The organism is Mycobacterium noviomagense, assembly GCF_010731635.1.
Classification (GTDB): Bacteria; Actinomycetota; Actinomycetes; order Mycobacteriales; family Mycobacteriaceae; genus Mycobacterium; species Mycobacterium noviomagense.
Window position 1 is genome coordinate 4,547,923 of the sequence record NZ_AP022583.1, and the last position, 14,101, is coordinate 4,562,023.

Consider the following 14,101-nt stretch of genomic DNA (forward strand, 5'->3'; position numbering starts at 1 on the left):
GGCACGCTAACACAGCGGCGGCGCGGATACCGCGAGTGCTCAGAATCGACAGAAACGGATGTCGGAAGCCAGGATCGCCTTGGCTCCGATAGCGGCAAGCTCGTCCATGATCGCGTTGACGTCGCGGCGCGGTACCAGTGCGCGGACCGCTACCCAGTCAGGCTCGGCGAGCGGCGCGATGGTCGGTGACTCCAACCCCGGTGTGATCGAGGTGGCTTGGTCAAGCGCCGAACGCGGACAGTCGTAGTCCAACATCAGATACTGCTGGCCGAACACCACCCCCTGTATGCGGGCCACCATCTGGTCGCGGGCGGCAGGGTGGACGGGGTCATGCCGGTCGGGGTCGGCTCGTTCGACGAGCACCGCCTCGGAATCACACAGCGGTTCACCGAAGGCCACCAAATCATGCAGCCCCAGCGTGCGACCGGAGCCCACCACGTCGGCGATGGCGTCGGCGACTCCCAGCTGCACCGAAATCTCCACAGCGCCATCGAGCCGGATTACCGTCGCCTCAATTCCCTTGGTGGCCAGATCTTTTCGTACCAGATTCGGGTAGGCGGTGGCGATTCGCGCGCCGGCTAAATCGGCGGTGGTCCACTCGCGGCCGGCCGGGGCCGCATATCGGAAGCTGGAGGACCCGAAACCCAGCGCCAAGCGTTCCCGCACCGGCGCATCGGACTCACGCACCAGGTCCCGTCCGGTGATCCCGAAGTCAAGGTCACCGGATCCGACGTAGACCGCAATGTCTTTGGGCCGCAGGAAAAAGAACTCGACGTTGTTGATGGGATCCAGGACGGTCAGATCCTTCGGGTCGGTCCGGCGACGGTAGCCGGCTTCCGACAAGATCTCGGTGGCCGGCTCGCTGAGCGCACCCTTGTTGGGCACGGCGACCCGCAGCATCGACGATGCACCGCCGCGGTCAGTCGATGCCATCACAGCTTCCGGTACACGTCGTCGAGGGTCAGCCCGCGCGAGATCATCAACACCTGTGTCCAGTAGAGCAACTGGCTGATTTCCTGGGCCAGCGCGTCGTCGGGCTCATATTCGGCGGCCAGCCACACTTCGCCGGCTTCCTCGAGGATCTTCTTGCCCAGCTGATGGACTCCGCCGTCCAGCGCGGCAACGGTGGCGCTGCCAGCCGGTCGGTTGCGGGCACGCTCGCCGAGTTCGGCGAACAGATCCTCGAAAGTCTTCACGGGCAGCGATTGTTTCACGTGCCGGCCAGCAAAGTCACGGCAGTTTCCGGTGTCGCTCGCTTGAGCCGTGAGCCGCCACGAACACGGAACGGTTCACTCATGCAACAACCCGGCGTGCATGTCTTCCAGCGATACGCCCTTGGTCTCCCGGACATATCGCCACACGAACACAAACGACAACGTGGCACACAGCGCGTAGAAGCCGTACGCCACACCGAGCGCCTCACGCAGCGACGGAAAGGTGAACGCAACCGCAAAGTTGGTCAACCACTGGCAGGCCGACGCCAATCCCAGCGCCGCAGCACGGATGCGGTTCGGAAATATCTCGCCCAGCAGCACCCAAAGCCCCGGCCCCCACGACACTGCGAACGCCACCACGAAGACGTTGGCGGCGATCAGCGCGACCACACCGGAGGCTCCGGTGAGGTGCGGCTTGCCGCCGACGATCGGGACGTGAGCGAAGACGACCGACAACGTGGCCAACATCGCTGCCATGCCGGCCGACCCGGTCAACAGCAGCGGCTTGCGGCCGACCTTGTCGATCAGCGCCATGGCGATCAACGTGATCGCCACGTTGACGACGGAGGTGGCCACCGCGATGCCGAACGACGCGCTCTCCTCGAAACCGACCGCCTGCCACAGCACGCTGCCGTAGTAGAAGATCACGGTGATGCCGACCAGTTGCTGAAAGACCGCCACTCCGAGCCCCACCCACACGATGCCGTACAGGCCGCCGGACGGCTTGCGCAAATCACGCCACGACGGCGGATGGTCTCGCCTGAGCGTCTCCTGGACGCGATGGACCGTGACGTCGACGTCACGGTCGTCGAGCACCAGGGAAAGCACCCGGCGCGCTTCTGGGAGTTGTTGTGCGGCAACCAGATAGCGCGGTGATTCCGGAATCCTGAAAGCCAGCGCACCGTAGAGGATCGCCGGGATGGTCTCGGCGAGGAAGGTCCAGCGCCAAGCGGCCAGCCCCAGCCACAGTTGTTCGCGGGAACCGCCCGCGATGTGAAACGGCACCCAGTCCACTGCCAGGGCCAAGAAAATGCCGCACACGATGGCGAGCTGCTGCAGCGAGCCGAGGCGACCGCGGATACGCGGTGGCGAAATCTCGGCTATGTAGGCCGGCGCCACCACAGATGCGATTCCGATACCGACGCCGCCGACCGCGTGGCAGACGATGAAGATCCAGATGCTGCCGGCCAGCCCGGTACCCGCTCCGCACACCAGAAACAGCGCGGCCGCGAGCTTCATCATTGACCGCCGGCCCATCCGGTCGGCGATTCGGCCCGCGGTAATCGCTCCTGCCGCGGCACCCAGCAGCCCGGCGCCGGCCGCCAAACCCAGCAGCGCGTTGCCGACACGGAATTGGTCTTGCAGTGCAGCCACCGCGCCGTTTGTCACCGAGACGTCGTAGCCGAAGAACAGCCCGCCGAGCGCAGCGATCGACGCGAACCGTACGGCGGTCCGGACCGACGCTGAGTAAGCCATAGGCGTCAGACGTTGAAGTACTTGGCCTCGGGGTGATGCAGGATGAACGCATCGGTGGACTGCTCGGGATGCAGCTGCATCTCCTCCGACAGGCTCACCCCGATGCGGTCTGGCTGCAGCAGCGCCATGGTCTTGACCCGGTCCTCCAGGTCAGGGCAGGCGCCATAGCCGAACGAGAACCGGGCGCCACGGTAGCCCAGCTTGAAGTAGTCCTCCACAGATTCCGGGTCCTCGCTGGACATCGCCCGATCGCCGGAGAAGCGCAGCTCCTCGCGGATCCGTCGGTGCCAGTACTCGGCCAGCGCCTCGGTGAGCTGCACGCCGATGCCGTGCACCTCGAGGTAGTCGCGGTAGGAGTTGGAGGCGAACAGCTTATTGGCGAAGTCGGCGATCGGATCGCCCATCGTCACCAGCTGGAAGGGCAGGACGTCAACCTGGCCACGTTCGGTGGCCAGTGACCGTGGCCTGACGAAGTCCGCGATACAGAGGAACCGGTCGCGTTGCTGGCGCGGGAAGGTGAACCGGAACCGCTCCGGCGCATCCGGTGTCGGTTCAGTGAGGATGATGACGTCGTCGCGCTCGGAGACCGCCGGGAAGTAGCCGTACACCACCGCGGCGTGCGCCAGCACCCCGTCAGTCGACAGCCGGTCCAGCCAGTAGCGCAACCGCGGCCGCCCTTCGGTCTCCACCAGCTCTTCATAGGACGGGCCTTTGCCGCCGCGTGCACCGCGCAGGCCCCACTGGCCCAGGAACAAAGCACGCTCGTCGAGCAACGCGCTGTAGTCGGCAACAGCCAGGCCCTTGACGATCCGCGACCCCCAGAACGGCGGCGTCGGCACCTCGACGTCGGCTGCGACGTCGGAGCGCTCGGGTACCTCGATCGGCGTCTCAGCTGCTTTGCGTTGTGCCGCAATGCGTTTCGAGCGCTCGTGGCGGGCCTTGCGTTCGGCTTCCTTTTCGCGGGCCGCGATTGCCTCCGGGCTGTCGGTGTCGGGCGCCTCCCCCCGCTTGGCGCTCATGATGGTGTCCATCAACTTCAGGCCCTCGAACGCATCGCGGGCGTAATGCACTTCGCCCTCATAGACCTCGGCGAGGTCGTTTTCCACGTAGCTGCGGGTCAACGCCGCGCCGCCGAGCAGCACCGGGAACTTCTCGGCGACCCCCCGGGTGTTCATCTCCTCGAGGTTTTCCTTCATCACCACAGTGGATTTCACCAGCAACCCCGACATGCCGACAACATCGGCGCTCTTGTCTTCCGCGACTTCGAGGATGTTGCCGATCGGCTGCTTGATGCCGAGGTTGACGACTTCGTAGCCGTTGTTGCTCAAGATGATGTCGACGAGGTTCTTGCCGATGTCGTGCACGTCGCCCTTGACGGTCGCCAGCACGATCCGGCCCTTGCCTTGGTCGTCCTCGGACTTCTCCATGTGCGGTTCAAGATAGGCCACCGCGGCTTTCATCACCTCGGCCGACTGCAGCACGAACGGCAGCTGCATCTGACCCGAACCGAACAGCTCCCCAACGGTTTTCATGCCGGCCAGCAGGTCCTCGTTGATGATGGCCAGCGGCGCCTTCTGGGTCATCGCCTCGTCGAGATCGGCTTCCAGGCCGTTGCGCTCGCCGTCGACGATCCGCTGCGCCAATCGCTCGAACAACGGCAGCTTGGCCAACTCGGCGGCGCGGGATTCTTTCGACGACGCCGCCGACACGCCCTCGAACATGCCCATCAGCTCTTGCAGTGGGTCATAGCCGTCGCGGCGGCGGTCGTAGACCAGATCCAGCGCCACCGTGCGCTGGTCTTCCGGAATCCGGTTGATCGGCAGGATCTTCGACGCGTGCACGATCGCCGAATCCAGCCCCGCTTCCTGGCATTCGTGCAGGAACACCGAGTTGAGCACTTGGCGCGCAGCGGGATTGAGCCCGAACGAGATGTTGGACAACCCGAGCGTGGTTTGCACGTTCGGGTGGCGTTTCTTCAGTTCGCGGATCGCCTCGATGGTCTCGATGCCGTCGCGGCGCGACTCCTCCTGTCCGGTGGCGATGGTGAAGGTCAGGCAGTCGATGAGGATGGAGGACTCATCGACACCCCAGTTGCGGGTGATGTCGTCGATCAGCCGTCCGGCGATCGCCACCTTCTTGTCGGCGGTGCGGGCCTGGCCCTCTTCGTCGATGGTCAGCGCGACCACCGCTGCGCCGTGCTCGGCGACCAGTTCCATGGTCTTGTGGAACCGGGAGTCAGGGCCGTCGCCGTCTTCGTAATTGACCGAGTTGATAGCACAGCGCCCGCCTAGGTGCTCCAAACCCGCTCGCAGCACGGCGGTTTCGGTGGAGTCCAGCATGATCGGCAGCGTCGACGCGGTGGCCAGCCGGCTGGCCAGCGCGGTCATGTCGGCCGCCCCATCGCGGCCCACGTAGTCGACGCACAGGTCCAGCAGATGTGCCCCGTCGCGGGTCTGCTCCTTGGCGATGTCCAGACACTTCTGGTAATCCTCGGCGATCATCGCCTCACGGAAAGCCTTGGAGCCGTTGGCGTTTGTGCGTTCCCCGATGACCAGCACCGACGCCTCTTGCTTGAACGGGACCGAGGTGTACAGCGAGGACACCGCCGGCTCGTAGGTGATCTGCCGCTGAGCGGGGGTGACGGTGCGCACGGCCTCGGCGACCTGGCGGATGTGGTCTGGGGTTGTGCCGCAGCAGCCGCCGACCAGCGCGACTCCGAACTCGGCGATGAATCCGGCCAGGGCCTCGGCCAGCTCGTCGGGCTGCAGCGGGTATTCGGCGCCGTTGGCGCCCAGCACAGGCAGGCCCGCGTTGGGCATCACCGACACCGGGATGCGGGCGTGCCGCGACAGGTAGCGCAGGTGCTCGCTCATCTCGGCAGGCCCGGTGGCGCAGTTCAGGCCGACCATGTCGACACCGAGCGGCTCGATCGCGGTCAGCGCCGCCCCGATCTCGCTGCCCAGCAACATGGTGCCGGTGGTCTCTACGGTGACGTGGGTGATCACCGGGATGTGCCGCCCGGCCTGCGTCATCGCCCGCCGTGCCCCCAGCACCGCCGCCTTGAGCTGCAGCAGGTCCTGGCAGGTCTCCACCAGGACGGCGTCCGCGCCGCCCTCGAGCATGCCCAGCGCCGCCTCGGTGTAGGCGTCGCGGATCAGCGCGTATTCGGTGTGGCCGAGGGTGGGCAGCTTGGTGCCCGGTCCCATCGAGCCCAGCACGTAGCGTTTGCGCTGCTGCGTGGAAAGCTCGTCGGCCACCCGCCGCGCGATCGCGGTGCCGCGGTGTGCGAGGTCGCGGATCTTGTCGGCGATGTCGTAGTCGCCGAGGTTGGACAGGTTGCAGCCGAAGGTGTTGGTCTCCACCGCCTCGGCGCCGGCCTCGAAGTAGTTGCGGTGGATGGTCTCGATCACGTCGGGGCGAGTCTCGTTGAGGATCTCGTTGCAGCCCTCCAGGCCGCGGAAGTCGTCGAGCGTCAGCTCCGCGGCCTGCAGCTGGGTGCCCATGGCGCCGTCGCCCACCATGACGCGCTGCGCCAAGGTGTCGAGTAAGTCGGTGTCGTAGGCGTGATCGTTGGAGAAAGTCACCCGGACAAGCATAGCTGGCCTATTCAAATGGTCTGTTCGTCACAGCGCGAACAGCCTGTGCGACGCCGTACGCTGATCCTGTGACCCCGCCCGATTCCAGGGCCGCGCTGCCCGAATTGCACAACACCGTCGTGGTGGCGGCTTTCGAGGGCTGGAACGACGCCGGCGACGCCGCCAGCGACGCTGTGGAGCACCTAGACGCCATCTGGGAGGCCGAGCCGATCGTCGAGATCGACGACGAGGCCTACTACGACTACCAGGTGAACCGGCCGGTGATCCGCCAGGTCGACGGGGTGACGCGAGAGCTGGTGTGGCCGGCAATGCGGATTACGCACTGCCACCCGCCGGGCAGCGACCGCGACATCGTGCTGATGCACGGGGTGGAGCCCAATATGCGCTGGCGCACGTTTTGCGCTGAGCTGCTGGCCATCGCCGACAAGCTCAATGTGGAGACCGTCGTGATCCTCGGGGCGCTGCTGGCCGACACACCGCACACTCGGCCGGTGCCGGTGTCCGGGGCGGCCTACTCGCCGGAGTCGGCGCGCCGCTTCGGCTTGGAGGAAACCCGCTATGAAGGCCCAACCGGCATCGCGGGCGTGTTCCAGGACGCTTGCGTAGCGGCCGGTATTCCCGCGGTCACCTTCTGGGCTGCAGTGCCGCACTACGTGTCTCAGCCCCCCAACCCTAAGGCCACGGTCGCGCTGCTGCGCCGCGTCGAGGACGTGCTCGACATCGAGGTGCCGCTGGCGGATTTACCGGCCCAAGCCGAGGAGTGGGAGCAGGCGGTCAGCGAGATGACCGCCGAGGACGAGGAGATCGCCGAGTACGTGACCTCGCTCGAGCAGCGCGGCGACGCCGAAGTCGACATGCATGAGGCGCTGGGCAAGATCGACGGCGACGCGCTGGCCGCCGAATTCGAGCGTTATCTACGGCGCCGCCGCCCCGGTTTCGGGCGGTAGTTCGGGCATTATCTCGGGCGCCGAGCGTGCACAGAATGCCGTGCTGACCCGGCGTGTCGTGGACAAACACGCACGCTCGCGCCCGTGGATGCTAGCGGTTCTCGAGCGCCTCAGTGTGGGCGCTGGTGGAACGACCGAGCGCGGCCACTTCGGCGTCCATGCGGGGCAGCACATCCGGCACGAGCCGCCGCACCGGCGCTTCGCCCACCGGAGTCGACAGCACCGGGCGCAGCCAACGGATCGCTCCGACCCAGGGCGGGCAGTTGATGCGGCGCTTGCGCCGCTCGATGCCCTTGACGAAGGCCCGCGCGCACTTGTGCACCGACGTGGTGCGGTTCATCGGGTACGGCAGCTTGCTGATCATCTCGGCGAACGTCGACAAGTCCGCCTCGGTGTCTTGCACCATCGCGGTGTCGATCCACGACATGTGGGCCGATCCGACGTCGACGCCCAGATGCGCCACTTCCAGCCGCAATGCGTTGGCGAAGTGCTCGACCGCGGCTTTGGAAGCGCAGTAGGGCGCCAGACCGGCGGGGGCGGCGTAGGCGGCCAGCGACGAGACGATCAGCACGTAGCCACGACGCTCGATCACCGACGGAAGTGCGGCCCGCACCGTGTGGTACACCCCGAGCACGTTGACGTCGATGAGCCGGCGGAAGGCGTCCGGATCGACCTGAAGTACCGAGCCGTAGCTGATAATTCCGGCGTTGGCTATCACCGTGTCGATGCCGCCGAACCGTTCGACGGCCTGGTCGACCGCGGCCTGCATCGCCGCGCGGTCGCGGACGTCGGCCGCCACGCCAAGCGCCCACTGGTCACCGAGTTCGGCGCACAGTTTCCCCAGCTGCGCTTCGTCCAAGTCGGTCAGCACTAGTTTGGCGCCCTTGTCGCGCAGCCGGCGGGCGACTTCCGCGCCGATTCCCGCTGCAGCACCGGTGATTAATACGACTTGTGAGCTGACGGGCGTCATGGGACGAACGTACCGCCGCGGCGATTACAGGTCTACACCCAACAGCGCGTCCACCGCGGCTGCCAACTCCTGCGGAGCGGCGGGGTCCTGTCCCCCGTACTCCAGCGCGTCGGTGACCCAACCATCAACGGCAGCAAGGGCTTTCGGGGTGTCGAGGTCGTCGGCCAAGTAGCGGCGAGCCCGGGCGATGGTGTCGGCGACGTCGGGACCGGCGGGCAGCGCAGTCGCGGTGCGCCACCGGTGCAGCCGAGCGGTCGCCTCGTCGAGCAGTTGTGCGTTCCAGTAGCGGTCAGCTCGGTAATGCCCGGCCAGCAAGCCCAGCCGGATAGCCGACGGCTCGACGCCTTGACCGCGCAGCGTCGATACGAGCACGAGATTGCCCCGGCTCTTAGACATCTTGTGGCCGTCCCAACCGATCATCCCGGCGTGTACGTAGTGGCGGGCGAATCGGCGCTCCCCGCTTACACATTCGGCATGGGCGGCGGTGAACTCGTGATGCGGAAAGATCAAATCGCTACCGCCGCCCTGGATGTCGAGGCCCGTACCGATGTGGCTCAACGCGATCGCGGCGCACTCGACGTGCCAGCCGGGCCGGCCGGGCCCGAACGGCGCCGGCCAACTCGGTTCTCCCGGCCGCGCGGCACGCCACATCAGCGCGTCGAGTTCGTCACTTTTGCCTTGGCGGTTCGGGTCGCCGCCACGCTCGGCGAACAGCCGCAGCATCGTGTCGCGGTCATAGCCGGATTCGTAGCCGAACTGCAGTGTGGCGTCGGCCCGGTAGTAGACGTCGGGGTATTCGCCGTCGACCACGTATGCCGCGCCGGAGGCCAGCATCTTCTCGACGAGCTCGACGACTTCCGCGATGGCCTCGGTCGCTGAAACGTATTGCTGCGGCGGCAGTACCCGTAGCGCCGCCATATCGTCGCGGAACAAGGCGACCTCGCGCTCGGCGAGCTCGCGCCAGTCGACGCCGTCGCGGTCGGCCCGCTCGAACAGTGGGTCGTCGACGTCGGTGACGTTCTGCACGTACTGCACGTCGTGCCCCAGATCCAGCCACAACCGGTGCACCAGGTCGAAGGCCAGATAGGTGGCAGCGTGGCCCAGATGGGTGGCGTCATACGGGGTGATACCGCAGACATACATGGTTGCCGTCTTGCCTGCCGCCACTGGGCGAACCTGCCGATCGGCCGTGTCATACAGCCGAAGCTCCGGCCCGCGTCCCGGCAACACCGGTCGGGGCGGGGAGGGCCAGGATTGCATACCGTCGACTTTAAGCGTGGCGACGATGCGGGCCGGAACGGCCCGAGGAGGAGCCGCGCAATTCAGCCCCAGCGTGGTGTCAGCTGGCCAACCGAATGGCACCGAGGTTGGATGGCGGCGACCCGCTGCGCCCGGCTACGCCGCGCTTGCGATCGCCTCCAGGAGTACGTCGGCCAGCTCCGGGCGGCACATCAGCAGATCAGGCAGATACGGGTCGGGCCGGTTGTAGACCAGCTCGGAGCCGTCCAGCCGGGACGCATGCAGGCCCGCTGCCAACACGACGCCCGCGGGGGCGGCCGAGTCCCACTCCCATTGGCCGCCGGCGTGAATGTAGGCGTCGGCATCGCCGCGCACCACCGACATCGCCTTCGCTCCGGCCGAGCCGATCCGAACCATTTCGATGTCCAGCCGTTCCCGCAGTCGGTACAGCACCGCGGGCGGCCGGCTCGCGCTGGCGGTGATACGAATAGGCCCCGAGCGCGTCGCGGTGCTGGCAGTCACGGTGTCGCTGCGGTAGAGCTCGCCGATCGCGGGCAACGCGACCGCCGCGTCGGTGATGGCCCCCTGCGGCCCGCGGTCGCGCTGCCACAGCGCCACATGGACCGCCCAGTCGTCGCATCCGGGCGTAGAGAATTCGCGGGTGCCATCCAGTGGGTCGATGATCCACACCCGGTCGCCATCCACACGGGAGAGGTCGTCATAGGCTTCTTCGCTGAGCACCGCGTCACCGGGCCGTTCGGCCTGCAGCCGCCGCAGCAGCAGTGCGTTCGCCTGCGCGTCGCCGGCGTCGCCCAGCAGCCACGGATAGTCGAACCCGACGTCGTCGCGCACCGCCAGCAACAGCTTTCCGGCGTCCTCGGCCAATTGAGCGGCCAGCGCAGCGTCGGTCAGGTCGCGGGCTGGGCTCACCGATCCAGTATTGCCGAAGGCCGATCGGGACCGACCCTAGCGGCCTATGGTCGGCGGTTTTCTTCGATCCATTCGGCGGTGAAGCGCTGGAGGTTAGTGATGCCGGTGCCGAATTGGGTGCCGATCATGTTCTCGATGGGGCTTCCGACCAGTGGGACTTTGACTGCCACGGTCCCACTCACCTCCCACCGCGAACCATTGCTGACCGGCGCCAACAACGCCTCACAAGCCCCGGAAAACGGTGCCCCGCGCATCGACACGGTGACCTCGCCGCGCACCCGGCCGCCGTCGATCGGGGTCCAATTCTCGCTTTGGATCTGCTCCAGATCACCGCGGACCAACTTTGCCACCATTTTCGGCAGCTGGGTGCGCAGAATGCTGGACCTGACGACCACGGTCACCGCACCGTGCGGGTCGACGGCCAAGGAGTCCACTGTCGCGGTGTCGTTCCCTGCGGCAACCAGCCTCGCCTGCCAGTAGTCGTTGTCGCCGAACGCCGAAAGGATTTGGTCGACGCCAACCGGAGACTCAATCGAGTAGGCGAACGAACGCGGCATAGAAAGCGAGCGTATCGGTTTTGATCGTCGCGTCAGAACGCCGGCCACGGAATGGGACGATGCCGGTCCGGAGTGGGCATCACCGGATTGTCCAGCAACGCGCGCGCCCGCCGGCGTAACGCCGAGATTTCACGGGCAGTGATGTGCCCGGCCAGCGTGTCGGCGAGCGGGCCGCGCAGCGCTTCGGCCAGTCCGGCGACCGCGTCCAGAGTTTCGTCGTCGATGGGCTTGCCCGCCCAGCCCCACAACACCGTGCGCAACTTGTCCTGGGTGTGCAGGCAGACACCGTGGTCGACTCCGTAGACCCGCCCGTCGACGCCGCGCAAAATGTGGCCGCCCTTGCGGTCGGCGTTGTTGACCAGCACGTCGAACACCGACATCCGCCGCAACCGGATGTCGTCGGCGTGCATCAGGATGACTTCGTCGCCGGCATAGTCGTAGGCGCGCAGCACCGGCAGATAACCCGCAGGCGGTTTGCCGGCGGGAAATAGGTCGACCAGGTCGGGTCCGGTATCGGGATCGGAGTCCGGCGCGTCGCCGGGTTGGTGAATCCACAACTGCAGCATGCCGCGGCCAGCCGGCCCGTCGCGAATGATCGTGTAGGGCACGATGTTCCAGCCCAGCTGGGTCGACACCAGATACGCGCCGAGTTCCCGACCGGCCAGCGTTCCGTCGGGGAAATCCCACAGCGGCTGCTCACCGGCAATCGGTTTGTAGACGCAGTGCACGCTGCGCTCACCCAGCGTCGACTCGCACAAAAAGGTGGCGTTACTCGCCGAGCGAATGCGTCCTAAGACCGTCAGCCCGCCGCGCCGCAACACCTCTCGATCATCAGGCCTCGGCGTCATCGTCAGACCCGAGCAGCGCGCTGCGCCGGTAGCCGTTGGTGCGCGCGCAGATGTGTCCCTCCGGGTCCAGCGGTTCGTCGCACAGCGGACACGGAGGACGTCCCGCCGAGATGACGCGATGCGACCGGGTTGCGAACTGCCGGGCCGACTCCGGCGTCAAAAACACCCGCACCGCGTCGGGGCCTTCCTCGGTGTCGTCAAGCACCACCGACGCGTCGAACTCGGTGTCGGTGACAGCCAGCAACTCGACCACCACGGTCTGCGCCTCGGAATCCCACCCCAGTCCCATCGTGCCGACCCGAAACTCGGCGTCGATCGGCGTGATCAGCGGGCTGAGGTCGTCCACCTCGGTGGTCTCCGGAGGAACCGGTGTGCCGAACCTGCGATGCACCTCATACAGCAACGCGCCGATGCGGTCGGCGAGCACCGCGACCTGCTGTTTCTCCAGTACCACCGACACCACCCGGTTGTCATGGACGGCTTGCAGGTAGAAGGTGCGGTTTCCGGGCTGGCCGACGGTCCCGGCGACGAAGCGGTCGGGTGTGCGAAAGACATGAATTGCTCGGGCCATGGCATCTCCAAAATACCGGCAATCGTCGTTCTGATGTAATGCCCGGCAATTGCGCCGCATACGCATTTGCAATGACGCGCGGCCCTTAACAGTTAGTCGGTGGACCCGCCGACCACCGCGTCGCCGGGCGGCATCTCTTTATCCGGCTCTTTATCCGACGCCGCATCCGAAGAAGGCGCCGCGGTCAAAGCAGCGGTGAGTCGCGCGCCGGTGTGGTTGACGTGCAACACGAATGGGCGCAGCTGGGTGTAGCGGATCACGCTCATCGATGCCGGGTCGGCGGTGATGCGCTGAAAGCTGTCCAAATGGTTGCCCAGCGCGTCGGCGACTACCGCTTTGATGACGTCGCCGTGCGTGCAGGCCAACCACAGTGCGTCACCGCCGTGCTCGTCGGCGAGCCGCCGGTCGTGGTCGCGGACCGCGGCCACCGCGCGCGCCTGCACCTGAGCCAACCCTTCGCCGTCTGGAAACACCGCCGCACTGGGATGGGCCTGAACCACCGTCCACAACGGCTCTTTGGCCAGCTCGGCGATTTTGCGGCCGGTCCACTGGCCGTAGTCGACTTCGGAGAGTCGTTCGTCGACTACCGGCTGCATGCCCAGCGCCTCGGCGAGCGGTTCGACCGTGCGCCGGCACCGCAGCAGCGGCGAGGTCACCAGCGCCTTGAGCGGCAGCTCGCCGAGACGGCCGGTCAGTTCGGCGGCTTGCTCACGGCCCTTGTCGTCGAGGTCGACCCCCTCGGAACGGCCCGCCAGCACCTGCGCGGTGTTCGACGTCGATCGGCCGTGCCGCAGCAGGATGACCGTCATGTCGCGGATACCGTCCCCGCCGCGAGCAAGGCCAACACGCTGATCCCCGCGACCAGCCGATACCCGACGAACCAATACATGCTGTGACGCACCAGAAACCGCAGAAACCACGCCACCGCGCTGTAGCCGACGACGAACGCGATCAGCGTCGCCACCAACAACTGCGGTCCGCTGGCGCTCATCCCCTCGCGCACCGGGTGGAAAGCGTCGGGCAGCGAAAACAGTCCCGAGGCGAACACCGCCGGAATCGCGAGCAGGAAAGCGAACCGAGCGGCCAACTCACGGTCGAGCCCGAGAAACAGCCCGGCGCTGATCGTTGCCCCGGACCGCGACACCCCCGGGACCAGAGCCAGCGTCTGGGCACAGCCCACGATGAGGGCGTCCCAGACGGTCAGCTGCTCAACATGCCTGCTCTGCCGCCCCACGTACTCCGCAGCCGCGATCACCGCGGAAAACAGCACCAGCGCCGTCGCCACCACCCACAAATTGCGGACGCCGGAGCGGATTTGGTCGGTGAAGAGCACGCCGAGGACACATATCGGGATCGTCCCGACGATCACGTACCAGCCCATCCAATAGTCGATATCCCGGTGCTCGAGGGTGTTGCCGCGGCTCACCTGAGCGCCGGGGCCGCCCCGTGGCGCTCGGGAACGGACAAGGCCTTTAAGCCACGCGGTGGCGATGCGCACGATGTCGCGAGCAAAGTAGACCAGCACGGCGACCTCGGTGCCCAGCTGGGCGACCGCGGTGAACGAAGCGCCGGCGTCGCGCCCGAACATGATGCGCGACACGATCGCCAGATGCCCCGACGACGACACGGGCAGGAATTCCGTCAACCCCTGCACCACCGACAAAACGACGACCTGCCACCAAGACATCGTCGGCGTCGCAGTCACGACGACGACCGTACCGGGTGCCTGTGGGGCCCTACGGCCGGGAGTGCC

General features: G+C 66.7%; 13 protein-coding genes. 1 reads left to right on the forward strand and 12 read right to left on the reverse strand.

Going from position 1 to position 14,101, the window contains the following annotated elements:
- Positions 1-39: 39 nt before the first annotated feature.
- From hisG to metH, 4 genes are all read right to left on the reverse strand, one after another.
- Positions 40-900, reverse strand: coding sequence for an ATP phosphoribosyltransferase (hisG, locus tag G6N15_RS21540; protein ID WP_083088923.1), 861 nt, complete (start codon positions 898-900; stop codon positions 40-42).
- Between the two features lie 32 nt (positions 901-932).
- Complete coding sequence (locus G6N15_RS21545) at positions 933-1,214, reverse strand: phosphoribosyl-ATP diphosphatase (RefSeq protein ID WP_083088914.1); 282 nt, start codon at positions 1,212-1,214, stop codon at positions 933-935.
- A 75-nt stretch (positions 1,215-1,289) separates the two neighbouring features.
- A complete protein-coding gene (locus tag G6N15_RS21550) occupies positions 1,290-2,690 on the reverse strand; it encodes a sugar porter family MFS transporter (protein ID WP_083088913.1) in 1,401 nt (466 codons plus the stop codon).
- A 5-nt stretch (positions 2,691-2,695) separates the two neighbouring features.
- A complete protein-coding gene (gene metH, locus G6N15_RS21555) occupies positions 2,696-6,286 on the reverse strand; it encodes a methionine synthase (protein ID WP_083088912.1) in 3,591 nt (1,196 codons plus the stop codon).
- Between the two features lie 68 nt (positions 6,287-6,354).
- Between metH and G6N15_RS21560 the strand changes: the two genes are divergently transcribed.
- Positions 6,355-7,233, forward strand: coding sequence for a PAC2 family protein (locus tag G6N15_RS21560; protein WP_083088911.1), 879 nt, complete (start codon positions 6,355-6,357; stop codon positions 7,231-7,233).
- A 91-nt stretch (positions 7,234-7,324) separates the two neighbouring features.
- Here G6N15_RS21560 and G6N15_RS21565 read toward each other — a convergent pair whose 3' ends face one another.
- From G6N15_RS21565 to G6N15_RS21600, 8 genes are all read right to left on the reverse strand, one after another.
- On the reverse strand, positions 7,325-8,203 hold the full coding sequence (locus G6N15_RS21565) for an SDR family oxidoreductase (protein ID WP_083088910.1): 879 nt from the start codon (positions 8,201-8,203) through the stop codon (positions 7,325-7,327).
- A 24-nt stretch (positions 8,204-8,227) separates the two neighbouring features.
- Positions 8,228-9,463: a cysteine--1-D-myo-inosityl 2-amino-2-deoxy-alpha-D-glucopyranoside ligase gene (gene mshC, locus G6N15_RS21570; protein WP_083088909.1), complete on the reverse strand. Its 1,236-nt coding sequence runs from the start codon at positions 9,461-9,463 to the stop codon at positions 8,228-8,230.
- A gap of 135 nt (positions 9,464-9,598) precedes the next feature.
- The gene (locus G6N15_RS21575) at positions 9,599-10,372 is read right to left on the reverse strand and encodes a 3'(2'),5'-bisphosphate nucleotidase CysQ (protein ID WP_083088908.1); all 774 of its coding nucleotides are present in this window, start codon (positions 10,370-10,372) and stop codon (positions 9,599-9,601) included.
- A 44-nt stretch (positions 10,373-10,416) separates the two neighbouring features.
- Positions 10,417-10,929, reverse strand: a complete 513-nt coding sequence (locus G6N15_RS21580; RefSeq protein WP_083088907.1) for a DUF2505 domain-containing protein — start codon at positions 10,927-10,929, stop codon at positions 10,417-10,419.
- Positions 10,930-10,961: 32 nt separating this feature from the next.
- Positions 10,962-11,777 (reverse strand): SCO1664 family protein, encoded by an 816-nt coding sequence (locus G6N15_RS21585; RefSeq protein ID WP_083088906.1) that lies wholly within the window; start codon positions 11,775-11,777, stop codon positions 10,962-10,964.
- Positions 11,761-12,348 (reverse strand): DUF3090 domain-containing protein, encoded by a 588-nt coding sequence (locus G6N15_RS21590; protein WP_083088905.1) that lies wholly within the window; start codon positions 12,346-12,348, stop codon positions 11,761-11,763. The genes G6N15_RS21585 and G6N15_RS21590 overlap by 17 nt, the downstream gene beginning before the upstream one ends.
- 92 nt (positions 12,349-12,440) lie before the next feature.
- A complete protein-coding gene (locus G6N15_RS21595) occupies positions 12,441-13,157 on the reverse strand; it encodes a histidine phosphatase family protein (protein WP_083088904.1) in 717 nt (238 codons plus the stop codon).
- A complete protein-coding gene (locus G6N15_RS21600; RefSeq protein ID WP_083088903.1) occupies positions 13,154-14,035 on the reverse strand; it encodes an undecaprenyl-diphosphate phosphatase in 882 nt (293 codons plus the stop codon). The genes G6N15_RS21595 and G6N15_RS21600 overlap by 4 nt, the downstream gene beginning before the upstream one ends.
- Positions 14,036-14,101 lie beyond the last annotated feature (66 nt).